Origin of the sequence: Xanthobacter agilis (assembly GCF_021730435.1) — a bacterium.
Classification (GTDB): Bacteria; Pseudomonadota; Alphaproteobacteria; order Rhizobiales; family Xanthobacteraceae; genus Xanthobacter; species Xanthobacter agilis.
Window position 1 is genome coordinate 95,351 of sequence record NZ_JABWGX010000010.1, and the last position, 24,297, is coordinate 119,647.

Below are 24,297 nucleotides of genomic sequence, written 5' to 3' on the forward strand. Positions count from 1 at the left end.
CTGACGAGGAAACGCCAAGGAGACAAAGATGAAGACAACCAAAGTCGCCGCACTCTCGCTGGTCTCGACGCTGGCGCTCGCGGGCGCGGCACCGGCCCTCGCCCAGACCATCAACATCGGCCATCTCGCCGATTATTCGGGCGGCACCTCGGACGTGGGCCAGCCCTACGGCCAGGGCACCCAGGACACCATCGCCTTCATCGACGCCAATGGCGGCGTGGACGGCAAGACCATCAATTCGGACTTCAACGAGTACGGATACCAGGTGCCGCGCGCGCTTGCCGCCTTCAAGAAGTGGGTGGGCACCGACAAGGTGGTGGCCATCCAGGGCTGGGGCACGGCGGATACCGAAGCCCTGGTCGGCATGGTGACCAAGGAGCAGATCCCCTATTTCTCGGCGTCCTACTCGGCCTCCCTGACCGATCCGAAGGGCAAGGTGAACGAGAAGAGCGAGCGTGCCGCGCCCTTCAACTTCTTCTACGGCCCGTCCTATTCCGATGCCGCGCGGGCCATGGTGCAATGGGCGGCCGACGACTGGAAGGCCAAGGGCAAGCCCGGCAAGCCCAAGTGGGTGCACATGGGCGCCAATCATCCCTATCCCAACTCACCCAAGGCGGCGGAGGAAGCCTATGCCAAGGAACTGGGCTTCGAGGTGCTCGACCCCATCACCTTCGCCCTCACGCCCGGCGACTACACGCCCCAATGCCTGACGCTGAAACAGTCGGGGGCGAACTACGCCTATCTCGGCAACACCGCCGGCTCCAACATCTCGGTGCTGAAGGCCTGCAAGACCGCCGGCGTGGACGTGCAGTTCCTCGGCAATGTGTGGGGCATGGACGAAAATGCCATGAAGGCGGCGGGCGAGGCGGCGAACGGGGTCGTGTTCCCGGTGCGCACCGCCACCACCTGGGCCGGTGACGCGCCGGGGCTCGCCACCGCGCGCGCCATCTCCAAGATGTCCGACCCGTCCGGCACCACCTATCGCCCGGTGCACTACCTCACCGCCATCTGCACCGCCCTCTACATGAAGGAAGCCATGGAGTGGGCGGACAAGAACGGCGGCGTGACCGGCGTCAAGATCCGTGATGGCATGTACCAGAAGAAGGATTGGGTGCCGAAGGGCATGGAGGGCGTGTGCAAGCCCTCCACCTGGACCGCCACCGATCATCGCCCCACCACCAGCGTCGATCTCTATCGCGCCGTGGTGACCGGCCCCACCGACGCCTCGGTGACCGAGCTCATCAAGACCGGCACCATCAAGCTGGAGAAGGTCGCCACCGTCGATCTGCCCCGCAAGACCGAATTGCAGGGCTGGTGAGCCTGTGGGCGCCGCCGCACCCGGCGGCGCCCCTTCGCCGAAGGCGCAGATTCCGGAGACCCCCATGGCCGACGCCGCATTGAAGCTCGAACCCGTTGCCGAGACCGGGGCCGCCCCGCTGCTGGCGGTGGACAATATCGAAGTGGTCTATAACGACGTCATCCTGGTGTTGCGCGGTCTGTCGCTGAAGGTCCCGAAAGGCCAGATCGTGGCGCTGCTGGGCTCCAACGGCGCCGGCAAGTCCACCACGCTGAAGGCCATCTCCGGCCTGCTCAAGACCGAGGACGGCGAGATCACCCGCGGCGCGGTGACCTTCCTGGGCGAGAAGATCAACGGCATCGAGCCGGACAAGATCGTGCGGCGCGGCATCTTCCAGGTCATGGAGGGCCGGCGCATCATCGCCGACATGACGGTGCTGGAAAACCTGCGCCTCGGGGCCTTCACCCGCCACGACAACGAGGTGAAGAGCGACATCGAGCGGGTCTATGAGTTCTTCCCGCGCCTGAGGGAGCGGACCGGACTTGCCGGCTATCTCTCCGGCGGCGAGCAGCAGATGCTGGCCATCGGCCGCGCCATGATGGCGCGGCCCAAGCTCATCCTCATGGACGAGCCCTCCATGGGCCTCTCGCCCTTGATGGTGAAGGAGGTGTTCGCCATCATCAAGAAGCTCAACGTGGAATTGGGCGTGACCATCTTGCTGGTGGAGCAGAACGCGCGGCTGGCGCTTTCGGTGGCCGACTATGGCTACATCATGGAGCAGGGCAAGATCGTGCTTGATGGCACCGCGCAGATGCTCCAGACCAATGAGGACGTGAAGGAATTCTATCTTGGCCAGGGCGGTGGCGCGGAGCGCAAGTCGTTCAAGAACCTGAAGAGCTTCAAGCGCCGCAAAAGGTGGCTCTAAGACACATTGAAGGCTCCAACCCGATCCTACAGGCCGAGCGATGACCGATCCGAACCGCTATTACGACGCCCGCGAAACCCGCGCCCCGGAAGCCCGCGAGACGGCGCTGCTGGCCGCCCTTGCCGCCCAGGTGGCCCATGCCAAGGCGAAGTCGGCCTATTTCGCGGCGCTGTTCAAGGATGTGGAGCCGGGCGCGGTGACCAGCCGGGCGGCGCTGGCGCGGCTCCCCGTCACCCGCAAGTCGGACCTGTTGGAGATCCAGCCCCGGAGCTTGCCGTTCGGCGGGCTCAACGCGGTGGCGCCGGGCAAGCTCTCCCGCATCTTCATGTCGCCGGGGCCGATCTATGACCCGGAAGGCCATGGCCCTGACTTCTGGCGGTTTGCTCGCGCGCTCCATGCCGCGGGCTTTCGTGCCGGCGAGATCGTGCACAATTCCTTTTCCTACCACCTCACCCCGGCCGGCTCGATGATCGAGGGCGGCGCCCATGCGCTCGGCTGCGCCGTGGTGCCGGCGGGGGTGGGCCAGACCGACCTGCAATTGCGCGCCATCGCCGATATCCGCCCCGACGGCTATGGCGGCACGCCCTCGTTCCTGAAGATCCTGGTGGACAAGGCGCGCGAGAGCGGCACCGACATTTCCTCCCTCAAGAAGGCGCTGGTGACGGGCGAGGCCTTCCTCCCGGCCCATCGGGCCGAGCTGAAGGCGGCCGGCATCACCGCGCGCCAATGCTACGGCACCGCCGACCTTGGTCTCGTGGCCTATGAGAGCGAGGCGGAGGAGGGGATGATCGTGGACGAGGGGTGCCTCGTGGAGATCCTGCGTCCGGGCACCGGCGATCCGGTGGAAGGCGTCGGCGAGGTCGGCGAGGTGGTCGTGACCCTGTTCGATGCCGATTATCCCCTGGTGCGCTTCGCCACCGGCGATCTGTCCGCGGTGCTGCCGGGCCTGAGCCCGTGCGGACGCACCAATGTGCGGCTGAAAGGCTGGATGGGACGCGCCGATCAGGTCACCAAGATCCGCGGCATGTTCGTGCATCCGGTGCAGGTGAGCGCGGCGGTGAAGAAGCACGCCGCCGTCACGCGGGCGCGCCTGGTGGTGGAACGGATCGGCGATGCCGACGACATGCTGTTGGAAGTGGAGGTGGCGGATGCCGCGGCCCTCGCGCAGGAGGCGCTGCTGGAGGATCTGCGCGCCACCACCAAGCTGCGCGGGCGCCTTGCCCTCATCGCGCCCGGGAGCCTGCCGGCCGACGCCAAGACCATCGACGACCGCCGCCCGGTGTGAGGGCGGTTCCCCTCCGGTCGGTGCTCAGCCGGCGATCCAGCCGGACAATTCGCGGACGACCACATGCTCCAGCACGCGCAGGCCCGCCTCGCCCGCATTGAGGCAGGGGATGGCGGCGAACTTTTCGCCGCCATGGGCGAGGAAAATGTCGCGATTCTCGACGCCGATCTCCTCCAGGGTCTCCAGGCAGTCGGCCACGAAGCCGGGATTGAACACGGCGATGCGCTTCACCCCGCTTTCGGCCAGGGCCTTCACCGTGGCGTCGGTGTAGGGCTGGAGCCACTCTTCCCGCCCGAATCGCGACTGGAAGGTGAGCCGCAGCTTGTCCTCTCCCATGCCGAGCCGCGCCCGCAGCAGCCGCGCGGTCTTGGCGCACTGGCAGGCATAGGGATCACCCTTCAGGTGGTAGGACTTGGGGATGCCGTGGAAGGAGGCGAGAATCACCTGCGGCTCGAAATCGAGCGCCGCCAGATGCCGTTCGAGATCCTCGGCCAGGGCGTCGATATAGACCCCGTCGTCATGCCACGGCGGGGCGATGCGGGCGGCCGGTTGCCAACGCATGGTCTTCAGCGCGTCGAAGGCCTTGTCGGCGACGGTGGCGGTGGTGGCGGCGGCATATTGGGGATAGAGCGGCACGATCAGGATGCGTTCACATCCCGCGCCCTGGAGCGCCGCGAGCCGGTCCGCGATGGAGGGTGCGCCATAGCGCATGGCGAAATCCACCACCAGCCGCGAATCGCGCGTGGCGAGGCGCGCCGACAGCGCCTCGGCCTGGGCGCGGGTGATGGTGAGCAAAGGCCCCTCGTCGCGCGCCGTATTCCAGATCTTGGCGTAGTCTCGGCCCTTGGCCTTGGGCCGGGTGGTGAGGATGATGGCGTTGAGCACGAACGCCCAGACCAGGGGATTCACCTCGATCACCCGCCGATCGGAGAGGAATTCCTTCAGATAGCGCCGCATGGACCAATAGTCCGTGCCCGACGGCGTGCCGAGATTGACGATCAGCACCCCGATCCGTCCGTAGGCGACGGGGGGATGGTCCGCCGGGGCGGGCGGCGGCATGTCTGGCGAAATCGTCATTCGGCTCACCTCCACCGCGCAGATGGCGCCCTGCCGTCCGAGCGTCAATCACCGCCGCTTGAAAATGGACCGGGATGCCACCGCGTGCCCGCCGCGAAGCGCCGCCCGCCGCCAGGACACTGACCCGGACGCTTGGGGATCGACCGGAAAATCATTGGAAAAGGGATGGTGGGCGCGACAGGGATCGAACCTGTGACCCCTACGATGTCAACGTAGTGCTCTCCCGCTGAGCTACGCGCCCCACCTGCAGGAGGCGCCTCTATATCGGCTCCGCGCGGCGGAGGCAAGGCGCTGACGGCGGTTTTTGAGCGAAGCTTGGGGGTGGTCCGCTCAAAATCAAATTATCGCACTGATATATCTCGGGATTCCTGCCTTTTTGCGGGCGCGGGAATGCCGAAGCTGGGGTCATGCGGCGGCCAGCATCTTGCCCACCTCGGACACCAGGTCGCGCAGGTGGAAGGGCTTGGAGAGCACCTTGGCCTCGGCCGGCGCGTCGCCGTCGGCATTCAGCGCGACGGCGGCGAAGCCGGTGATGAACATCACCTTGAGGTCGGGATCGAGCTCGGTGGCGCGGCGCGCCAGCTCGATGCCGTCCATCTCCGGCATGACGATGTCGGTAAGGAGGAGCTCGAACGGCTCCTCGCGCATCCGCTCATAGGCGGATTTGCCATTGTCGTAGGAAGCTACCGAATAGCCGGCATTCTGCAGCGCCTTCACGAGGAAGCGCCGCATGTCATTGTCGTCTTCGGCGAGCAGGATCTTGGACACGCCGTTTCCCCTGATCAATCGTAGGCCGGAAGTCCCGCCGTCACGGCCGGAACCCATGCGAGTGTCTCGCCCAATCGGGTAAATTCGGAGTGAAAGTGCCGCGCCCCCTTCACAAGCCCCCCCTCCGGCGGGCATCATGAAGACGGAACAAGCATTTAGAATCCTTCCGGAGTTTCACCGCGCCCGATGACCGCCTGCCTCGCCGAAACCATAGATCCCGCTTTTGAGATCCTGGGGCTCGAGGCCGCCACCGGGCCGTTCATCTTCAACTCCCCCCATTCGGGCCGCGTCTACCCCACGAGCTTCGTTGCGCAGACGCGATTGGACTTTGCCACGTTACGCCGGTCGGAAGACAGCTTCGTGGATGAATTATTCGAGGACGTGGTGAACGCCGGGGCGCCGCTGATGCGGGCCCTGTTCCCGCGCTCCTTCCTTGACCTCAACCGCGAGCCCTATGAGCTCGACCCGCGCATGTTCGAGGGACGGCTGCCGCCCTATGCCAACACCCGCTCGGTGCGGGTGGCGGGCGGGCTTGGCACCATCGCCCGCGTGGTGGGCGACGCGCAGGAGATCTATCCGCGCCGGCTCACCGTGGCCGAGGGGTTGGAGCGCATCGAGACCTATTACAAGCCGTATCATCAGGCGCTGCGGCGGCTGATCGCCAGCACCCAGCGGCGGTTCGGCCTGGCGGTGCTGGTGGACTGTCATTCCATGCCTTCGACCTCCACCCGCGATGAGAGCATGCGGGCGGATTTCGTGCTCGGCGACCGGTACGGCACAAGTTGCTCGGGCATCATCACGGCGGCCCTGGAGCGGGAGCTGTCGGCGGCCGGCTATCGGGTGCTGCGCAACAAGCCCTATGCCGGCGGCTACATCACTGAGCATTATGGCAACCCCGCCGCCGGTCTGCATGCGGTGCAGATCGAAGTGAACCGCGGTCTCTACATGGAAGAGGCCCTCTATCTGCGGGGCGCGGGCTTCGATCGGTTGCGGGCCGATGTCCGCGAAGCCATGTCCCGCATGGTCGCGCATGTGCTCGGGGCGCTGGATGCACCGCGCGCCGCGGCGGAATAGGCCGCGCGCGGAAAGCTCCGCCCAGGTCCTGCCCAGGTCCCTATTGGCGACGTCCGCGTGACAAGCTGCGCAAATCCGCAAAACGTGCCTTGCGTTTTTTGAATGGCAGATATACGAATTTGACGCGGCCAAGACGTTCGGTTGCACGGACGATCGTTCGCTGCCATCTCGGTGTACAGAAGAATCCCGACAGCGATGGCGTGACGGGTCTGCCATGCGGACTGCGCGTGATCCGTCGCGCACCTGGGTGGCGAGGATGGGTCGGGGGGTCGAAGGCTCGGCGCGAAGGGCGGAGAACCCGGCGCGGGCAACGTCAACGGCCTTGTGCGGAGGAGTTTTGGCGCGGATGTTTCCGCCGCCTGTGACCAGACAAAATGTTCTGGGCACCAAAAAAGAAAGGGGCCGTCCGCGTAGGCGAACGGCCCAAGTCTAGGGAGGAAACGCCCAAGGAGGGCAGCGACACAGCGACGCCAATCGCCATGTCGCACTGCACAAATAGCCGAGTGCGGCGCCAAAAATCAAGTGCCCGTTTGTCGCATCTGCGTAATTTTGTGTATCATATTGAAAATATTGGAGTTTTTTGATCGTTTGCGGACCGCTGGACGCGGTGCCCACCCAGGTTCGGGCGGGAGCTGAGGGCATCCACATCCGAATCGCAAATCATGGCGGGCGTAGCCGGCGCGGCGAACGTCGCGCGGTGGTGCGCCCCGTTCTCTGCGCCCTGTTCTCGCGTTGAGGCCTCTATGGTGTGGGATGCCGTGGCCGCATGGGATGGTCGCCCAGGCGGCAGCTGTGTGCTGCGGGGCGTCGCGGACCGTGGGCGGAAGTGGATGATGGATCGGTGCGGCGGCGTCTCAAAGGGCCGCCCAAAATGCGAGCCCGCCCAATGGGGTCGCCAAAAAGGAAAGGGGCCGCTCACCCGAAGGGAGCGGCCCAAGTCTAGGGAGGAAACGCCCAAGGAGGGCAGCGGCATCGCGATAGGCAATGCCGCGCTGCATCAATATGCGAGTATCGGGCATTTCCATCAAGCCATGCGATCGCAGATTGTTTAGGCACCTACGGGCTCGAAAAATACTGTTGCCGCACCCCTTTGACAGCGCTGCCTATTCCTTGATCCGACGGGCGCGCCTGTGTGCACGCAAACAAGCCAGTGGCGCGGAAGCGGTCGCGGTCCGAACGGGCTTGATCCCGCTCGTGTTCCGCTGCATGTCCTGAGGCGGGGTCACGGTGCGTTGGGCATGGCGGCCCTTGTTTCGGCGCATCCTTGGCGGATGCGCGCGCCTTCGGAGTGTGGAACCCATGACCGCGGTGGCCATCGACGACTTTGTCCACAAGCTCGCGACCGTGTCGGGGGAGGCGATCCTGCCCTTCTTCCGCACCTCGCTCGGGGTCGAGGACAAGAGCCGCGGCAAGGCGTTCGACCCTGTGACCGAGGCCGACCGCGCCGCCGAGCAGGTGATGCGCAGCCTGATCCGCGAGACCTTTCCCGGCCACGGCATCATCGGCGAGGAATTCGGTAATGTGGCCACCGACGCTCCCTATGTGTGGGCGCTCGATCCCATCGACGGCACCAAATCCTTCATCGCCGGCCTGCCCGCCTGGGGCACCCTCATCGGCCTTCTGAAGGAGGGCGACCCGGTCTATGGCCTGATGCACCAGCCCTTCATCAAGGAGCGCTTCTATGGCGACGGCGCCAGCGCCCGTTATCGCGGGCCGGCGGGCGAGCGGGCGTTGGCCGTGCGTGACTGCAAGGGGGTGGAGGAAGCCATTCTCTTCACCACCAGCCCGCGACTCATGAATGCGGACGACCGGGCCGCCTTCGCCAAGGTGGAGGACAAGGCGCGCCTGTCCCGCTATGGCGGGGATTGCTACGTCTATTGCATGCTGGCGGCGGGGCTGGTGGATCTCGTCATCGAGACCGAGCTCAAGGACCATGACATCGTGGCGCTGATTCCCATCATCGAGGGGGCCGGCGGCATCGTCACCACCTGGGACGGCGGCTCGCCGGCCAAGGGGGGCCGCGTGGTGGCGGCCGGTAGCCGCGCCGTGCATGCGCAGGCTCTTGAAATCCTGAACGGCTGACCCCTCAGCGGGCCGTCACACCGGCGGCGTGCCGGGGATGAAGGCGTCGAAGGCGGCCCAGAACTGGGCGCGGAAGAAATCGCGCTCCATCAGGATCTCGTGCTGCGCCGCCGGCACCACCACCTGGGCGCCGGCAATAAGCCGCGACGCCAGATGCTCGATGGCGGCATTGGACACCAGCCGCTCGCCGCCGGCGGCCACCATCAGCAGCGGCTGGCGGATCTCGCGCACCTGTTCGGGATCGGCCAGCATGTCCATGGCGCGGAAGGCCGCATAAAGCCAGCCGTTGGTCGGCGCGCCGATGCCGAGCTCGGGGAACGCCCGCACCACTTCCGCCGCCCGCGCATAGCGCTCGGGATCAGAATTGACCGGGTTGCGGGCAAACGGCACCTCCGTGATGGGGCGGCTGCGCCCGCCCGGCACCAGGGTTCGGGCGAAGCCGGAATAGGCGAGCACGGTAACGAGGGCGCGCACCAGCGGCAGCGCCGGGATCACGTCGAGGTGCAGCATGGGCGCCACCAGCACCATGCGGTCGAACCATCGCCGCCCCGCCAGCACCGATTGGAGCAGGACGGTGCCGCCCATGGAATGGCCGAGGGCGAAGTGGGGAGCCGGGCAATCCGGCAGCAGCACCTCGCGGGCGAACGCCTCCAGATCGAGCTGATAATCCTGGAAGCGGCGCACATGGCCCTTGCGCGGGTTGCGCAACAGGCGCTGCGATCCGCCTTGGCCCCGCCAGTCGAGGATAGCCACCGCGAACCCCCGCGCGCGCAATTCCCCGATCACCTCGAAATATTTCTCGATGAATTCCGCACGCCCCTGAAACAGGGCGACGGTGCCCTTCAGGCCGGTGTCGGGCATCCAGCGCGCATAGCGCAGGCGCACCCCATCGGCGGTGGTGATCTCGCCGCTGACGGCGCCCTCGGGGACGGGGTTGCTCGGAATGGCGAACAGGCTCATCGGCTCTCGATCGGCTGGGCCGGTCGCGCCCCGGCGCGGCGGCCCATCAGGGTTACACGCTGGCCCGCGTCGCGACAATCACCCGCATCCGAAGACCGCGACGGTGCCGTCGTCGGCCCGGTCCCGCCGCCCTTCCGGCGGGGCTCGGCGGCCCGTGAAGGGGGCCTTGACGGCTCGGGGCGGCCTTCCCACATCCAGGATGGCGCTGGTCATGATGACGGCGCCGCAACTCGGGTCCGGCTTCGGCGGACCCTGCATGTCGCTTCAAAGGAGGATATGCCATGCGTACGTTTGATCTGTCTCCGCTGTATCGCAATACTGTCGGCTTTGACCGTCTGTTCTCGCTGCTCGATTCGGTGGGCGGCGTTGATGCGACCCCGACCTATCCCCCCTACAACATTGAGCGCACAGGCGAAAATGCCTATCGCATCACGGTTGCCGTGGCGGGTTTCACCGGTGACGAACTCGGCATCGAGGTGAAGGAAAACACGCTGACCCTGAAGGGCGAAAAGAAAGCCTGCACCGAGGCCGACAGCGCCAAGGTGCTCTATCGCGGCATTGCCGCGCGCGCCTTCGAGCGTCGCTTCCAGCTCGCCGACCATGTGGAGGTGAAGGGCGCGGTGCTGGAGAATGGGCTGCTGCACGTCGATCTGGTGCGCGCCATTCCCGAGGCCAAGAAGCCCCGCATCATCCCCATTAACACCGACGCCGCGGCCCCGAAGACCCTTGAGGGCGCGGTGGAGACCTCCAAGGCGGCGTGATCGCGGCCTGACCGGTTCCAGCTCACGGCGGCGCACCCTGCGCCGCCGTTTTCGTTGGTGCGAGGCGGATGTGAACGCGCGCGCTACGCCCTCTTGATTGGCGCGGCGGAAGAGCCGAGGAAGGGGCATCCGTCCGCCGCCGCAAGGATCTGTCACCGTGGCCCCTTCGCCCAAGGTTCTCGTCACCACTCGCCTGTTCGATGACGCCGCCACGCACCACCTCGTCGCGCGCGGATGCACGGTGGTGCCGTCCGGCCTCGCGCCCGACGCCCTCGACACCGACATTTCCGACGCCGACCTCGACCGGCTCCTCGATGGCGCCGCCGGCTGGATCGTGGGGCAGCGCGCCGTCACGCGCGCGGTGCTCGCCCGCCATCCGGGTCTGAAGGTCATCGCCCGGCGCGGAGTCGGCTATGATCGGGTCGATGTGGCGGCGGCCGAGGATCTGGGCCGAGTGGTGACCATCGCCGCCGGCGCCAACGATGCGGCGGTGGCCGACCACACCCTGGCGCTGATGCTGGCGGTGTTGCGGCGCCTGCGCGAGAGCGCGGCCGCCCTTGCCGCCGGCGACTGGCGGGTCGTCAGCGGCAGCGACCTCTACGGCAAGACCGTGGGGCTGGTGGGCTTCGGCCGCATCGCGCGGCAGGTGGCGCGCCGGCTGCACGGCTTCGACGTGCGGGTGCTGGTGGAAACGCCGCGGCCGGATTTCGCGGCGGCGGGCGTGACTTATGTCACCCTGCCGGAACTGCTCGCCAGCAGCGACGTGGTGAGCCTGCATGCCCCCCTCGGCCCGACCACCCTGCATCTGCTCAACGGCGAGACCCTGGGCCGGATGAAGCCCGGCGCGGTGGTGGTGAACACCGCGCGCGGCGGGCTCATCGACGATGCCGCGCTGCTCGTGGCGCTGGCGGCGGGCCGGCTCGGCGGCGCCGGGCTCGACGTGTTCGAGGCCGAGACCGACCCCGCCCTGCGCCCGGTGGCGGAAGCGCTCGTCGCCCGCCCCGACGTGGTGGCGAGCGCCCACGCGGCCGGCTCCAGCCGCGAGGCCCTGGCCCGGGGCAACATGATCTCGGCCCATTGCGTGATCGCGGCCCTGCTGGGGGAGGAGATGCCCGCCGGCTGCCTGGTGGTGGACGGGCGCTGAAGCGGTCGCGCCGCGGCGTGCATGTGATGGCGGGCTGATCCGTTGGTTGCCGCGCTCCGAAGGTGTGGGGCGCCCGCGGTCATGGCCATGTCACCGACCGTCTTTACCCCGGTGACTTCAGGGGCAAAAGCCGGTGGGGGGCAGGGATGGAGCCGATCGTGCGCGTCGACGACGTGCGGAAGTCCTATGGCGCCATAGATATCCTCAAGGGGGTGAGCTTCCAGATCGAGGAAGGGGACCTTGTCTCCATCATCGGCCCGTCCGGCTGCGGGAAATCGACCCTGCTGCGGTGCCTGAACGGCCTGGAAAGCCTCGATTCGGGGGTGATCGACATCTGTGGCGTGGCGCTCAAGCGCACGCCCGGCGCCAAGCCGGCCGCGAACGGGCCGACCGACCTTGCCCATGCCGCCCATCTGCTGCGCAAGAATGTCGGGATGGTGTTCCAGAGCTTCAACCTGTTCCCGCACAAGACGTTGCTGGAAAACGTGATGCTCGCGCCCATGGTGGTGAAGGGCACGTCCAAGGCGGAAGCCGAGGCCAATGCCGAGCGCCTGCTCAACAAGGTGGGCCTTGGCGAGAGGCTGGAGCACTATCCCATCGACCTCTCCGGCGGCCAGCAGCAGCGCGGCGCCATCGCCCGCGCCCTCGCCATGGCTCCGAAGGTGATGCTCTACGACGAGCCGACATCAGCGCTCGACCCCGGCCTTGTGGACGAGGTGCTGGACGTGATGAAGGAGCTGGACCGCGAAGGCATGACCCAGATCGTGGTGACCCACGAGATGCGCTTCGCCCGCGATGCCTCCGATTACATCATCTACATGGAGAAGGGGGAAATCGTCGAAATCTCGGATGAAGACGAGATGTTCACGAACCCCAAGGACCCGCGCACCCGGCAGTTCCTGCACCGGTTCCTGTGATGCGCGCCGCTTTTGCCCTCCCCGCCGCTCTTGCCCTTTGCTCCCGTCCGGGGTTCGCCATGCGTCCTCAGTCTTCGCGCCCTCAGTCTTCGCGCCCGTGTGTCTCGCGTGTCGCCGGCCTTGCGGCCGCGCTCGTCCTCACCCTGTGGGTCTTGGGCCTCAGCGCGGCCGTGGCGCGCGCCGAAACGCCGGCCGCGCCCTCGGCATCCGCCGCACCGGCGGTCCCCGCCAAGCCCTCCGGACCGCCCTTGCGCTATGGCGGCGACGGTACCTCGGGCGCGCCCTATGTCTTTGCCGATCCTGCCGATCCCAAGCACATCATCGGCTTCGAAGTGGACATCATGGACGGGATCGGCCGTCATCTCGGCCGGCCGGTGGTGTTCGTCCAGAACGACTGGAGCAACCTGATCCCCGGCCTCGACAACGGCCTCTACGAGGCGGCGGTGAGCGGGCTGGAGATCTCGCCCGCGCACCAGGCGGCGGCGGACTTCTCGATTCCCTACTACACCACCTTCGGGCAGATCGTGATCCGCCGCGGCGACACGCCGGTGGACGGGCTCGCCGACCTCAAGGGCAAGAGCGTCGGCACCCTGAAATCCAGCCAGATGGAATATGTGCTGAAGCAGGCCGGCGGCATCGACGTGCGCTCCTATGACGAGGAGATCGACGCCTATTCCGACCTCAAGCTGAAGCGCATCGACGCGACGGTGATGGATTTCCCGATCGCGGTTTATTACGCCCAGCCCGATCGCGCGTTGCAGTTCACCGGCCCGCCCATCGGTCGCATCGCCTATGGCATCGCCCTGAAGAAGGGGGCTCATCCCGAGCTGCTGGCGCAGATCAACACCGCGCTCTCGCAGATGTCGGCAGATGGCAGCCTGCATGCCATCCTGGATTCCTGGGCCCTATGGTCGCCGGTGATGGCGCAGGTGACCGGTGATGCTACGCCCATGACCGCGCAGCCCGTGAATTACGTGCGCTTCGTGGAGGCGACCCAGCCTTCCGGCTGGCGGGCCCAGCTCGACCGCTATCTGCGCTTCCTGCCGCAGCTCGGCTGGGCGGCGCTGATGACCATGGAAATCTCGATCCTTTCCATGGTGCTGGCGGTGGGCCTGGGCGCGGCGCTGGCGCTGGCGCGGGTCTATGGCGGCACTCTGCTCGACCGTCTGGCTCAGGTCTATATCGAGGTGGTGCGCGGCACCCCGCTGCTGATCCAAGTGCTGTTCATCTATTACGGCCTGCCGAAGATCGGTGTGCAGCTCGATCCGTTCGTGGCCGGCGTGCTGGCGCTGGGGCTGAACTATGCGGCCTATGAGGCCGAGAACTACCGCGCCGGCCTGCTGGCCGTGCCCCGCCACCAGATGGAGGCGGCCGTAGCTCTCAACATGACGGAGCGGCAGGCGCTGAAGAACGTCATTATCCCCCAGGCGGCGCGCATGGTGCTGCCGCCTACCACCAACGACTTCATCTCGCTCATCAAGGATTCGTCCCTGGTCTCGGTGATCTCCCTGGTGGAGCTCACCAAGACCTATGAGCAGATTTCCACCACCTATTACGATTATTTCGGCACCGGCATCCTGGTGGCGGCCATCTATCTGCTGCTCGGCCTGCCGTTCGTGCGCCTCGCCCACTGGGCGGAGAAGCATGTGAGCCGGGGTATGAACCGCTCGGCCCATTGATCGCCATTGGGTTTCACCGTGGGGGCGCCCCGCCCCGGCGGCTGAGCTGATGGAAAGACTTGCATCCTGATGCCTGATGAATTATGAAAATCGTCAGAGTTTCGGAGGCGAGTGTGAACGTCAGGGTTCGTGAAACAGCGGAAGAGACCCGCGAGCGCATCGCGCGGGTGGCGGAAGACCTCTTCCGCCGCATGGGCTTCGCCAAGACGGCGGTGGCGGATATCGCCGCCGAGCTCGGCATGTCACCGGCCAATGTCTACCGCTTCTTCCCGTCCAAGACCGCCATCGTCGCCACCATCTGCCAGCGCAGCCTCGGCGAGATGGGCCAGCAGGCGGCGCAGATCGCGGGCGCCCCCGGCACGCCGCAACAGCGCATCGCCGGCATCTATCTGGCGATCCTGCGCTATCACAAGGCCAATTTCCTCGCCGAGCGGCGCGTGCACGACATGGTGCAGGTGGCTATCGAGAACAATTGGGACACCATCGAAGGTCACAAGGAGCACATTCGTGTTCTGGTGGCGGGGGTGCTGAAGGACGGTTTGAAAGACGGCGTGTTCGTGCCCCATGATCCCCAGGTGGTCAGCCGGCTCATCCTGGGCGCCATGGTGCTTTATTGTCATCCGGTGCTGGTGGCCCAGCATATCGATGACGATCTGGAAGCCGGAGTCGAAGCCACGATCGCCTTTCTTCTGCGCAGCATCGAGGTGACGCGCACGCCGCTGGGGTAGGTGTAAGGGCCGCTGGCGGGGGCTTCGCGCCCGTTTTGTGATGACTATTAAAAATTATCAGTGTTGAACCGTAGTTCCTCATTCAACAGGATCGGTGCCATGGCCATCTTTCTTCCCCGTCCGTCGGCGCCGGGCCCTTCGGGGGGCAGATCCGCCGCGCGCGGCCTGCGCCGGACATGGCCGGCCGCGGCGCTGGCGCTGGGTGCGGCGCTCGCGCTGAGCGGCTGCGGCGAGCAGGCGCCGGCGCAAACCTCGGCGGCTCCGGCCCGTCCGGTGCAGGTCACCAGCGCGCACCTGCGTCCGCGGGAGCCGGAAAAGACTTTCGTGGGCGTGGTGCGGGCGCGGCGCGAGATCGACCTTGCCTTCCGCGTCGGCGGCAAGGTGGTGCAGCGCAAGGTCGAGGTGGGCGACCGGGTGGTGCCGGGCGACCTCATCGCCCGCATCGATCCCGAAGACCTGAAGCTGGAGCTGGAAAGCGCTCGCGCGGAACTGGCCGCCGCCACCGCCAACCTGGCCCAGACCTCGGCCGAGGACGGCCGCTATCGCTCGCTGACCGCCAAGGGGGCGGCCTCCAACGCGGAGCTGGACCGCAAGTCGCTCGCCAAGGACGAGGCCATTGGCCGCCTGGAGCGGGCGAAGCGCGCCCTTGAGCTGGCTGAAAATCGCCTCTCCTATGCCGACCTCATGTCGGACACGGCCGGCGTGGTGGTATCCACGTCCGCCGAGCCGGGGCAGGTGGTCTCGTCCGGCCAGACCATCGTGCGGGTGGCGCGCCTCGACGAGAAGGAGGCCCTGGTCGCCCTGCCGGAGACGGCCCTTGCCGCCGCCCGCAGCGCCGCGGCCGGCGTGACCTTGTGGGCCGATCCCAACCGGCGGATCGCCGCGCATCTTCGGGAATTGTCGCCACAAGCCGATCCGGCCTCGCGCACCTACGCCGCGCGCTTCACCCTGGACGGGGCCGACGAAACCGTCGCCCTGGGCATGACCGCCACGGTGGTGCTGACGCCGAAGGACGGCGCCGCCGTGGCGCGGCTGCCGCTGTCCGCGGTGTTCGACAAGGGCCATGGCCCTCATGTGTTCGTGGTGGAGGAGGCAACCCATACGCTGGTCGCCAAGCCCGTGGAGCTGGCCGGCTTCACCGACGATTCCGCCTTGATCGCCAAGGGCGTGAGCGAGGGCGACAAGGTCGTCACCCTGGGCGTCCAGACCCTGGAGCCGGGTCAGAGCGTGCGCACCGTGCCGGCCAAGGGCGCGACCGCGACCGCCACCGCCTCCATCAGCGGGGAGGTGAAGCCGTGAGCGCAGGTTCCGCCAACGAACACCGCGCTCCCGACGGCGCCAACCCCCACGGCCCCACGCCGGAGGAGCAGAAGGCGCTCGAAAGCCCCTTCAATCTCTCGCGCTTCGCCATCACCCACCGGGCCTTGACCCTGTTCGCCATCATCCTGCTCGGCGCGGCGGGCTTCTATTCCTACCTGAACCTCGGGCGGGCGGAGGACCCTTCCTTCACCATCAAGGTGATGGTGATTTCCGCCGCCTGGCCTGGCGCCACCGCCTCGGAGATGCAGTCCCAGGTGGCTGATCCCATCGAGAAAAAGCTGCAGACCCTGCCGCATCTCGACCGGGTGGAGAGCTATTCGCGTCCCGGCGTCAGCTTCGTGCAAGTGTATCTGGCCGATTCCACGCCGGCTTCGGCCGTGAAGGACCTGTGGTATCAGGTGCGCAAGAAGGTGGGGGACATCAAGGGCGATCTGCCCCAGGGCGTCGTCGGTCCCGGCTTCGACGACGAATATGGCGACGTCTATTCCGCCCTCTACATGCTGAGCGGGGATGGCGCCACCCCGGCCGAGCTGAAGCGGCAGGCGGAGCTGATCCGCCAACGTCTGCTGCGCGTGCCCGATGTGGAGAAGGTGGACCTCATCGGCGAGCGGCCGGAGCGCATCTATATCGAGTTCTCCCATGCCCGGCTCGCCACCCTCGGCATCACCCCGACCCAGATCTTCGACAGCGTGGCGCGGCAGAACGCGGTGGTGGCCGGCGGCGCGGTGGACACCAAGGCCGATCGCATCAACCTGCGCCTCACCGGCGCCTTCATGGGGGCCGAGGCCATCGCCGAGGTGCCGATCAACGCCGGCGGCGCCTTGGTGCGGCTCGGCGACATCGCCACCGTGAAGCGCGGCTATGAGGACCCGCCCACCTATCTTATCCGCCAGCATGGGCGGCCGGCTCTGGGCATCGGCGTGTCCATGGCTCAGGGCGCCAACATCTTGCACCTCGGCGCGGATCTCAAGGCCGCCATGGCGGACGCCGTGAGCGAGCTGCCGGTGGGCATCGATGTGGTGCAGGTGGCCGATCAGCCCCACATCGTGGGCGAATCCGTGGGCGAGTTCCTGAAGACCTTCGCGGAAGCGCTCGTGATCGTGCTGGTGGTGAGCTTCCTGTCGCTGGGCTTCCGCTCGGGCATCGTGGTGGCGCTGTCGGTGCCGCTGGTGCTGGCCATCGTGTTCCTGGTGATGTTCGCCACCGGCATGGACCTGCACCGCATCACGCTCGGCGCCCTCATCATCGCTCTGGGTCTCCTGGTGGACGACGCCATCATCGCCATCGAGATGATGGTGGTGAAGATGGAAGAGGGCTGGGACCGCCTGTCCGCCGCCAGCTTTGCCTGGACCTCAACCGCTTTTCCCATGCTCACCGGCACCCTGGTGACGGCGGCCGGCTTCCTGCCGGTAGGGTTCGCGCGCTCCTCGTCCGGCGAGTATGCCGGCGGCATCTTCTGGGTGGTGGGGTTCGCGCTGGTGGCGTCCTGGTTCGTGGCGGTGCTGTTCACGCCTTATCTGGGTACAGCTCTTCTGCCGGAAATGAAGGGCAAGCACACCGGCGACGAGCTGCGCGACGGGCGTCTCTATCGCCTGCTGCGGGTGATGCTGGAAGGCTGCCTCCGACATCGCCTCATGGTGATCGGCACCACGGTCTCGCTGTTCGTCCTGGCGGTGGTGGGCTTCGGCTTCGTGTCGCAGCAATTCTTCCCCACCTCCACCCGGACCGAACTGTTCCTGGAAATGCGTCTGCCGGAGGGCACCTCCATCGAGGCGACCCAGGCGACCGCGAAGACGGCCGAGGCCCTGGTGGGCGAGGATGAGGGCATTCTGTCCGCCACCACCTACATCGGGCAAGGCGCGCCGCGCTTCTGGCTCGGCCTCAATCCCGTGCTGCCCAATCCCAATTTCGCGCAGATCGTGATTGTGACCAAGGATCTCGCGGCGCGCGAGCGGATCAAGGCGCGGCTGGAGAAGGCGGTGGCCGATGGCGGCCTCGCCGCCGCGCGGGTGCGCGTGGACCGGTTTGTGTTCGGTCCGCCGGTGGGCTTCCCGGTGCAGTTCCGCGTGGTGGGGCCGGACCCGCTCATGGTGCGCGACATCGCGGAAAAGGTGCGCCGGGTGATGGCATCCGATCCCGCCATCATCGAGCCGCACCTGAACTGGGGCGAGCAGGTCAAGTCCATCACCCTCTCGGTGGACCAGGATCGGGCGCGGGCGCTCGGCACCACGCCGCGCGATCTGGCGGAAACGCTCCAGACCCTGCTGTCCGGCTACACCGTGACCCAGTATCGCGACGGCAACCTGCTGATCGGCGTGGTGGCCCGCGCCGTGCCCGAGGAGCGGGTGGACCTGGAGCGGCTCGGCGCCCTCACCGTCACCAACCGCAATGGCGTGGCAGTGCCGCTGGGGCAGGTGGCGCGCATCGCCTATGCCAGCGAGGAGCCGATCCTGTGGCGGCGCGACCGGGACCTGGTGCTCACCGTGCGCGGCGACGTGACCGACGGGGTCCAGCCGCCGGATGTCACCCTGCGCCTGCTGCCGAAGCTTGCCGCGCTCAAGGCGGCGCTGCCGGCGGGCTACCGCATCGAGACCGGCGGCTCGATCGAGGAGAGCGCCAAGGCCAATGCGTCCCTGGCGGCGGTGTTTCCGGTCATGGCCATCGTGATGCTCACCATCCTGATGATCCAGTTGCAGAGCTTCTCGCGCCTCGCGTTGGTGATGGCGACGGCGCCGCTCGGCCTCATCGGGGCGTCGGTGGCGCTGCTGGTGACGCACCAGCCATTCGGCTTCGTGGCGCTGCTCGGCCTCATTGCCCTGGCCGGCATGATCATGCGCAACACGGTGATCCTGGTGGACCAGATCGATCACGACATCGCCGCCGGGGCGACGCCCCATCAGGCCATCGTCGAGGCCACCCTGCGCCGGGCGCGGCCGGTGGTGCTGACCGCGCTGGCGGCGGTGCTGGGCATGATCCCGCTGGCGGAGAGCGTGTTCTGGGGGCCCATGGCCATCACCATCATGGGCGGCCTGCTGGTGGCGACCGCGCTCACGCTTCTGGTGGTGCCGGCGCTCTATGCCACCTGGTTCCGGGTGAAGGTGACGGGCGGTGTTGCAGCCGCCGGGTTGCCGCATCCGGCGGAATGAGGGACCCGCGCCTGCATCGCCCCCGCGGGCGCCAGGTTCCTCTGCGAAGCGGCCCCGGTCGGAAGACCGGGGCCGTGAGCTTTTCGGAGTGTCTTGCGGCCCATGCCAAAGGCCCAAGAGTTTGACTCAGGGGCCGTTGGCCAAGCCTGCGCACCACTCGTCGCGGGTCAAAGACCGCGACCGATGGTGTCAGACCGCCTTCTGGCGCAGGGCAAGGCCGAAGAAGAAGGTGCCGACCCCGTTGACGATGAGGTCGATGCCCAGGAACAGGCCGAGGATGTAGACCGAGTTCACCGGCCATTGGGCGATGATGATGGCGCCGAGCAGAAGGGTGATGAAGCCGGAAAAGACGATCCAGCCCCAGCCGCTGCCCGGACGCGAGCCGATGCCGGCGGCGATGCGGAAGATGCCTTCGACCGCCAGCGCCACGCCGATGAGCAGGGTGATGACGCCAGCGCCCAGCAACGGGTTGTACATGATGAGCGCGCCGGCGACGACATAGAGCACGCCGGCCAGCAGCCAATAGAAGAAATGACCCCAGCCCTGGACCCGGAAGGCGTGGATGACCTGCACCACGCCGCCCACCACGATCAGCGCGCCCACATACAGCGCGGTGGCGATGGTGGAGATCAGCACATGAGCGAGGGCGATGAGGCCCAGCACCACGAAGGCGATGCCGAGGGCGACGAACCACCCCCAATTGGCGCGAATGGCATTGAGCTTGTCGCTGAGAATGGAAGGGGATGCCGCGGCGGGGAATGTCATGGTGTCGTCTCCGACGTTGAAGATCGGCGCGGCGCGCCGGGCTACCGAAGCCGCGGGGACGCCCTTGCGCCCTCGCGCTTTCACGATGACGTTATCACTGCGCGGCGACAATTGAATGCGACGAAGCAGGTGCCCGCGCATTTTCCTGATGGTCGGCCGCCGACGGGGGGGCGTGAAGCGATGAATGAACAAGGCCCCAAGGCGAAGGCCGTGCATGTGTGGTTGAGCGGTTGGAGGGCCTACCGGATCGCGCGGTTCCACCTGAGGTTGTGGGTGGCGGCGGGGGTGGCGGGCATCATCTTCCTGGCGTGGCCGGGTCAGGCCACCGATCTGGTGCGGTTCCTGATCGCCTTTGACGCCGCAGCAGCGCTATGGCTGGTGCTCGCGCTCGCCTTGGTGCTGGGGGCGGATCCGGCGCGGGTGCGCCGCCGCGCGGAGGCGCAGGACGAAGGCACCTGGGCGGTGTTCTGCATTTCATTGCTGGCGAGCGTGGTCAGCGTGTTCGCGGTGATCGTGGAAGCGCGGGCGTCAGCGGAGGGGGCAGACCACCGGCTGACCCATATGCCGCTGGTGGTGGGCACGCTGGTGCTGGCGTGGCTGTTCTTTCACACCGTATTCGCCTTCCATTACGCGCGGGAATATTACCGCCCCGAAACGGCGGATGCCTCGCCGATGCTGGCCTTTCCCGGCGCGCGCGAGCCGGACTATTGGGATTTTCTCTATTTCGCGTTCAACATCGGCACTGCGGCGCAGACCTCGGATGTCTGCGTGCCGTCGGCGCGGATGCGGCGGCTGGTGCTGGGTCACCAGATCGCCGCCTATCTCTTCAATGCCACGGTGATCGCGCTCAGCGTGAATGTGGCGGCGGCGCTGATGTGAGATCCGCCGGGCTGAAACGAAAAAGGCGCGCCGGTGTGGGCGCGCCTTTTCGTTTCGTCGGTCTGGATCCTCAGCGCGGGGTCGCCACCGGTCCGGCGGCCGGCATGCCGCCGCCATTGGCCGCGCTGGCCTGCACCGCCGAGGTCGGCTTCGGCAGGATCACCACCTTGGTGCCCACCTTGGCCCGGTCGTACAGGTCTTCCACGTCGTTGTTCAGCATGCGGAAGCAGCCCGAGGACACGAACTTGCCGATGGTCTGCGGCTCGTTGGTGCCATGGATGCGGTAGACGGTGCCGCCGAGGTACATGGTGCGCGCGCCCAGCGGATTGCCCGGGCCGCCGGCCATGAAGCGCGGCAGATAGGGCTGGCGCTGGATCATCTCCGTCGGCGGGCGCCAGTCGGCCCATTCCTTCTTGCCGGTGATGCGCTCGGTGCCGGCCCAGGTGAAGCCCTCGCGGCCCACGCCGATGCCGTAGCGGACGGCCTTGTTGTTGCCGAGCACGAAATACAGGTAGGTGTTCGGCGTATCGATGACGATGGTGCCGGCCGGCTGGGTGGTCACATAGTCCACGGTCTGGCGGCGGAACCGGTCGGGAACCGGCTCGGCCGGGTCGACATCCTCGATGCGCGGGCCGGACGGCGCCTCCTGGGTGCCGGGCACCAAGGCGGCGTTGGGGCTGTAGACGCCTGCCGGCGGCGCGGCCGGGGCGGCTCCGGCCTGGTTGCCATAGGCATAGCCGGGTGCCGGCTGCGGGGCCGCGCCGCTCTGGTAGGCGGGCTGGCCGTAAGGCGGCTGCGGATAGTTCACCGCCGCCGATTGCGGCGCGGCGGCGGGGGCCTGCCCGTAGCCGTTCTGGGACGCGCCGTTCTGCGGGTATGCGGGCTGCGGGTAGGCGGCCTGGGGATAGGACGATTGCGGATAGGTGGGACTGGCGCTCTGCGCACCATAGGACGGGGCCTGCTGGTAGCCGCTGGGCGGGGCCACCTCCGTGCGCTCCACCTGGTCGCCGGCGCGACTCGGCGCCCGCCCATAGGGGTCGCTGTAGCCGGGAGGCGCCGCGGCGTAGCCGCCATTGACGGAACCGGGCGGCACGTCTGCCTGCACGGTGCCGGTTTCGTCGTCGTCGGCGGCAGTTGCGCCGACGCCATAGCTCGAATTGTACGCGCCCTGCGCGAAGGCGGGCACGGAGAAGAGCGATGCCCCGAAGGCGGCGAGGAGGAGTTTCTGGCGCAACGTCATGGGATTGGAGTTAACCTTGAAACGTGACGAAATTGGAAACGGCGGAAGATAAATTTCGGCACGCTGAGGTTGCGGTCGTACGCCCGGCATTGCTCCGCGCGAGGTCGGGCACGACCTGTTCGATGCGCGTGTACTGCGGCGCCCAGCCGGGCGCAACGCATGAGCGTGCAACGCCGCATATCGTGATCGGTATGGCTTGCGTGAGCCTCGCGCCCTTGAAATGCCTATGGATTAGATATAAAGATATCTTTATGTCTAATTCCGACGCTTCGGCGCACGTATCCTTTCCCGCTTTGCTCGAAGCCTTGAAGGCCGGGGGCGAGGACACGCGCCTGCGCCTGCTGGCGGTGCTCGGGGAGGCCGAGCTGACGGTGTCGGACCTGACCGAGATCATGGGCCAGTCGCAGCCGCGCATTTCCCGTCATTTGAAGCTGCTGGCGGAGGCCGGGCTGCTGGAGCGTCACCGCGAGGCGAGCTGGATCTTCTATCGCCGCACCAATGAGGGGCCGTTGGCGCGGGTGGCGGCCCGGTTCCTGGATCTCATCGATCCGGCCGATCCGGTGCTGGTGCGTGACCGCGAGCGGCTGGAGGCGGTGCGGGCGGCGCGCGGGGCGTTGGCCCAGGCCTATTTCGCGGCCCATGCCCGCGAATGGGACGAGATCCGCCGGCTCCATGTCCCCGAGGCGGCGGTGGAAGCGGCGGTCCGCTCCGCCCTTGCCGGGGCGCCGCTGCGGGCGCTGCTCGATCTCGGCACGGGCACCGGGCGCATGCTGGAGCTGTTCGCCGGCGACATCGAACGCGGGCTGGGTCTCGATCTGTCGCCGGAAATGCTGGCGGTGGCGCGCACCCATCTGGAGCAGGCCGGCATCCGCCATTGCCTGCTGCGGCAGGGGGATGCCTATGCGGTGCCGGCACCACGGGATTCCTTCGACACGGTGATCGTGCATCAGGTGCTGCATTATCTCGACGATGCGGGCCGCGCGCTCCAGGAAGCGGCGCGGGTGCTGAAGCCCGGTGGGCGGCTGCTGGTGGTGGATTTCGCGCCCCATGATTTCGAGTTTCTGCGTGAGGCCCATGCCCACCGGCGCCTCGGCTTCGCGCGGGAGGCGGTGGAGGGGTGGCTTGCCCAGGCGGGCCTGGTGCCCGAACGGTTCGAGACATTGGCGCCCGATGCGGGGCGCGACCAGGGTTTGACGGTTTCCCTGTGGCTGGCGCGCGATCCGCGGCCGGCGGCGGGCATCGAGGGGGCTGGAGCGGCGCGGACCCGCGCGGGCGCGGCCGACAGAGAGGTGGCGTGATGAGTGGGCAAAGCGAGGCCGGCCCCGTGCGGGCGAGCCGCGAGACGGAGCGGGCGCCGGTTCGCGTCTCCTTCGAATTCTTCCCGCCGAAGACCGAGGAGATGGAAAAGACCCTTTGGGCGTCCATCGGCCGGCTGGCGCCGCTTCATCCCGATTTCGTCTCGGTGACCTATGGCGCCGGCGGCTCCACCCGCGAGCGCACCCATGCCACGGTGGCCCGCATCGTGAGGGAGACGGACCTTGCGCCCGCCGCCCATCTCACCTGCGTCAACGCCACCCGCGAGGAGGTGGATGGGGTGATCCGCGCCTATGGCGAGGCGGGGGTGAAGCACATCGTCGCCTTGCGCGGCGACCCGCCCACCGGGGTTGGCACCCGCTACGAGCCCACGGCCGGCGGCTATGCCTATGCGGCTGATCTCGTGGCCGGCATCAAGCGCATCGGTGATTTCGAGGTGTCGGTCTCGGCCTATCCGGAAAAGCATCCGGAAAGCGGGGATATCGATGCCGACCTCGATGTGCTCAAGGCCAAGGTGGATGCCGGCGCCACCCGCGCCATCACCCAGTTCTTCTTCGAGAACGACGTCTATTTCCGCTATCTCGACAAGGTGCGCGCGCGCGGCATCGACATTCCCATCGTGCCCGGCCTGTTGCCGGTGACGAATTTCAAGCAGGCCTCTAATTTCGCCACCCGCACCGGGGCCAGCGTGCCGGCCTGGCTGCTCAAGCGCTTCGAGGGTCTCGACGACGATCCGGAGACGCGCAAGCTGATCGCGGCCGCGGTGGCGGCGGAGCAGGTGACCGATCTCGTGGACCGCGGCGTCACCGACATTCATTTCTACACCCTGAACCGGGCCGATCTCGTCTATGCCATCTGTCACCTGCTGGGGCTGCGGCCGACAGCTTCGGTGGCCGCCGTCCCGCAGGTGGTGGCGGTCTGAGATGGCCGCCGGGC

20 protein-coding genes and 1 tRNA gene are annotated in these 24,297 nt (G+C 67.3%); 15 read left to right on the plus strand and 6 right to left on the minus strand.

All coding sequences use genetic code 11. The annotated features are described in order from the left end of the window. Positions 1-28: 28 nt before the first annotated feature. The 3 genes from HUW53_RS09420 (at position 29) to HUW53_RS09430 (ending at position 3,507) form a co-directional block, all read left to right on the plus strand. Positions 29-1,318: an ABC transporter substrate-binding protein gene (locus HUW53_RS09420; protein ID WP_237345496.1), complete on the plus strand. Its 1,290-nt coding sequence runs from the start codon at positions 29-31 to the stop codon at positions 1,316-1,318. Positions 1,319-1,382: 64 nt separating this feature from the next. Next, the gene (locus HUW53_RS09425) at positions 1,383-2,222 is read left to right on the plus strand and encodes an ABC transporter ATP-binding protein (RefSeq protein ID WP_237345497.1); all 840 of its coding nucleotides are present in this window, start codon (positions 1,383-1,385) and stop codon (positions 2,220-2,222) included. A 40-nt stretch (positions 2,223-2,262) separates the two neighbouring features. Next, positions 2,263-3,507, plus strand: a complete 1,245-nt coding sequence (locus HUW53_RS09430; protein ID WP_237345498.1) for a phenylacetate--CoA ligase family protein — start codon at positions 2,263-2,265, stop codon at positions 3,505-3,507. 24 nt (positions 3,508-3,531) lie between these two features. Here HUW53_RS09430 and hemH read toward each other — a convergent pair whose 3' ends face one another. The 3 genes from hemH to cpdR form a co-directional block, all read right to left on the minus strand. Then, positions 3,532-4,584: a ferrochelatase gene (gene hemH, locus HUW53_RS09435; protein ID WP_237345499.1), complete on the minus strand. Its 1,053-nt coding sequence runs from the start codon at positions 4,582-4,584 to the stop codon at positions 3,532-3,534. A 166-nt stretch (positions 4,585-4,750) separates the two neighbouring features. Continuing rightward, positions 4,751-4,825: transfer RNA gene (locus tag HUW53_RS09440), tRNA-Val, on the minus strand. 164 nt (positions 4,826-4,989) lie between these two features. Further along, entirely contained in the window at positions 4,990-5,352 is a 363-nt protein-coding gene (cpdR, locus tag HUW53_RS09445) for a cell cycle two-component system response regulator CpdR (RefSeq protein ID WP_336885712.1), read from the minus strand. Between the two features lie 186 nt (positions 5,353-5,538). Here cpdR and HUW53_RS09450 point away from each other — a divergent pair, with 186 nt between their 5' ends. Continuing rightward, the gene (locus tag HUW53_RS09450; protein ID WP_237345500.1) at positions 5,539-6,426 is read left to right on the plus strand and encodes an N-formylglutamate amidohydrolase; all 888 of its coding nucleotides are present in this window, start codon (positions 5,539-5,541) and stop codon (positions 6,424-6,426) included. A gap of 1,299 nt (positions 6,427-7,725) precedes the next feature. Then, positions 7,726-8,508: a histidinol-phosphatase gene (gene hisN, locus HUW53_RS09455; RefSeq protein ID WP_237345501.1), complete on the plus strand. Its 783-nt coding sequence runs from the start codon at positions 7,726-7,728 to the stop codon at positions 8,506-8,508. A gap of 15 nt (positions 8,509-8,523) precedes the next feature. Here hisN and HUW53_RS09460 read toward each other — a convergent pair whose 3' ends face one another. Beyond that, the gene (locus HUW53_RS09460; RefSeq protein WP_237345502.1) at positions 8,524-9,468 is read right to left on the minus strand and encodes an alpha/beta fold hydrolase; all 945 of its coding nucleotides are present in this window, start codon (positions 9,466-9,468) and stop codon (positions 8,524-8,526) included. 281 nt (positions 9,469-9,749) lie between these two features. Here HUW53_RS09460 and HUW53_RS09465 point away from each other — a divergent pair, with 281 nt between their 5' ends. From HUW53_RS09465 to HUW53_RS09495, 7 genes are all read left to right on the plus strand, one after another. Continuing rightward, a complete protein-coding gene (locus HUW53_RS09465; protein WP_237345503.1) occupies positions 9,750-10,229 on the plus strand; it encodes an Hsp20 family protein in 480 nt (159 codons plus the stop codon). 157 nt (positions 10,230-10,386) lie between these two features. Then, a complete protein-coding gene (locus tag HUW53_RS09470; RefSeq protein WP_237345504.1) occupies positions 10,387-11,373 on the plus strand; it encodes a phosphoglycerate dehydrogenase in 987 nt (328 codons plus the stop codon). Positions 11,374-11,519: 146 nt separating this feature from the next. After that, a complete protein-coding gene (locus tag HUW53_RS09475) occupies positions 11,520-12,290 on the plus strand; it encodes an amino acid ABC transporter ATP-binding protein (protein WP_272904160.1) in 771 nt (256 codons plus the stop codon). 170 nt (positions 12,291-12,460) lie between these two features. Next, entirely contained in the window at positions 12,461-13,969 is a 1,509-nt protein-coding gene (locus HUW53_RS09480; RefSeq protein ID WP_237345505.1) for an ABC transporter substrate-binding protein/permease, read from the plus strand. A 113-nt stretch (positions 13,970-14,082) separates the two neighbouring features. Then, complete coding sequence (locus HUW53_RS09485; protein WP_237345506.1) at positions 14,083-14,697, plus strand: TetR/AcrR family transcriptional regulator; 615 nt, start codon at positions 14,083-14,085, stop codon at positions 14,695-14,697. A gap of 99 nt (positions 14,698-14,796) precedes the next feature. Next, positions 14,797-15,996, plus strand: coding sequence for an efflux RND transporter periplasmic adaptor subunit (locus tag HUW53_RS09490; RefSeq protein WP_237345507.1), 1,200 nt, complete (start codon positions 14,797-14,799; stop codon positions 15,994-15,996). Positions 15,997-16,106: 110 nt separating this feature from the next. Further along, positions 16,107-19,163 carry an efflux RND transporter permease subunit gene (locus HUW53_RS09495; protein ID WP_237345554.1) on the plus strand — a complete coding sequence of 1,019 codons (3,057 nt, stop codon included), beginning with the start codon at positions 16,107-16,109 and terminating at the stop codon, positions 19,161-19,163. A 189-nt stretch (positions 19,164-19,352) separates the two neighbouring features. On the opposite strand, the gene HUW53_RS09500 is transcribed toward HUW53_RS09495, so the two are convergent. Then, positions 19,353-19,928, minus strand: coding sequence for an HdeD family acid-resistance protein (locus tag HUW53_RS09500; RefSeq protein WP_237345508.1), 576 nt, complete (start codon positions 19,926-19,928; stop codon positions 19,353-19,355). A 180-nt stretch (positions 19,929-20,108) separates the two neighbouring features. Here HUW53_RS09500 and HUW53_RS09505 point away from each other — a divergent pair, with 180 nt between their 5' ends. After that, on the plus strand, positions 20,109-20,807 hold the full coding sequence (locus tag HUW53_RS09505) for a DUF1345 domain-containing protein (RefSeq protein WP_237345509.1): 699 nt from the start codon (positions 20,109-20,111) through the stop codon (positions 20,805-20,807). Positions 20,808-20,877: 70 nt separating this feature from the next. Here the strand turns inward: HUW53_RS09505 and HUW53_RS09510 are convergent, their stop codons facing one another. Continuing rightward, positions 20,878-22,047, minus strand: a complete 1,170-nt coding sequence (locus HUW53_RS09510; protein ID WP_237345510.1) for a L,D-transpeptidase — start codon at positions 22,045-22,047, stop codon at positions 20,878-20,880. Between the two features lie 251 nt (positions 22,048-22,298). Here HUW53_RS09510 and HUW53_RS09515 point away from each other — a divergent pair, with 251 nt between their 5' ends. After that, entirely contained in the window at positions 22,299-23,345 is a 1,047-nt protein-coding gene (locus HUW53_RS09515; RefSeq protein WP_237345511.1) for an ArsR/SmtB family transcription factor, read from the plus strand. After that, complete coding sequence (metF, locus tag HUW53_RS09520) at positions 23,345-24,283, plus strand: methylenetetrahydrofolate reductase [NAD(P)H] (protein WP_237345512.1); 939 nt, start codon at positions 23,345-23,347, stop codon at positions 24,281-24,283. The genes HUW53_RS09515 and metF overlap by 1 nt, the downstream gene beginning before the upstream one ends. The last annotated feature ends 14 nt before the right edge of the window (positions 24,284-24,297 follow it).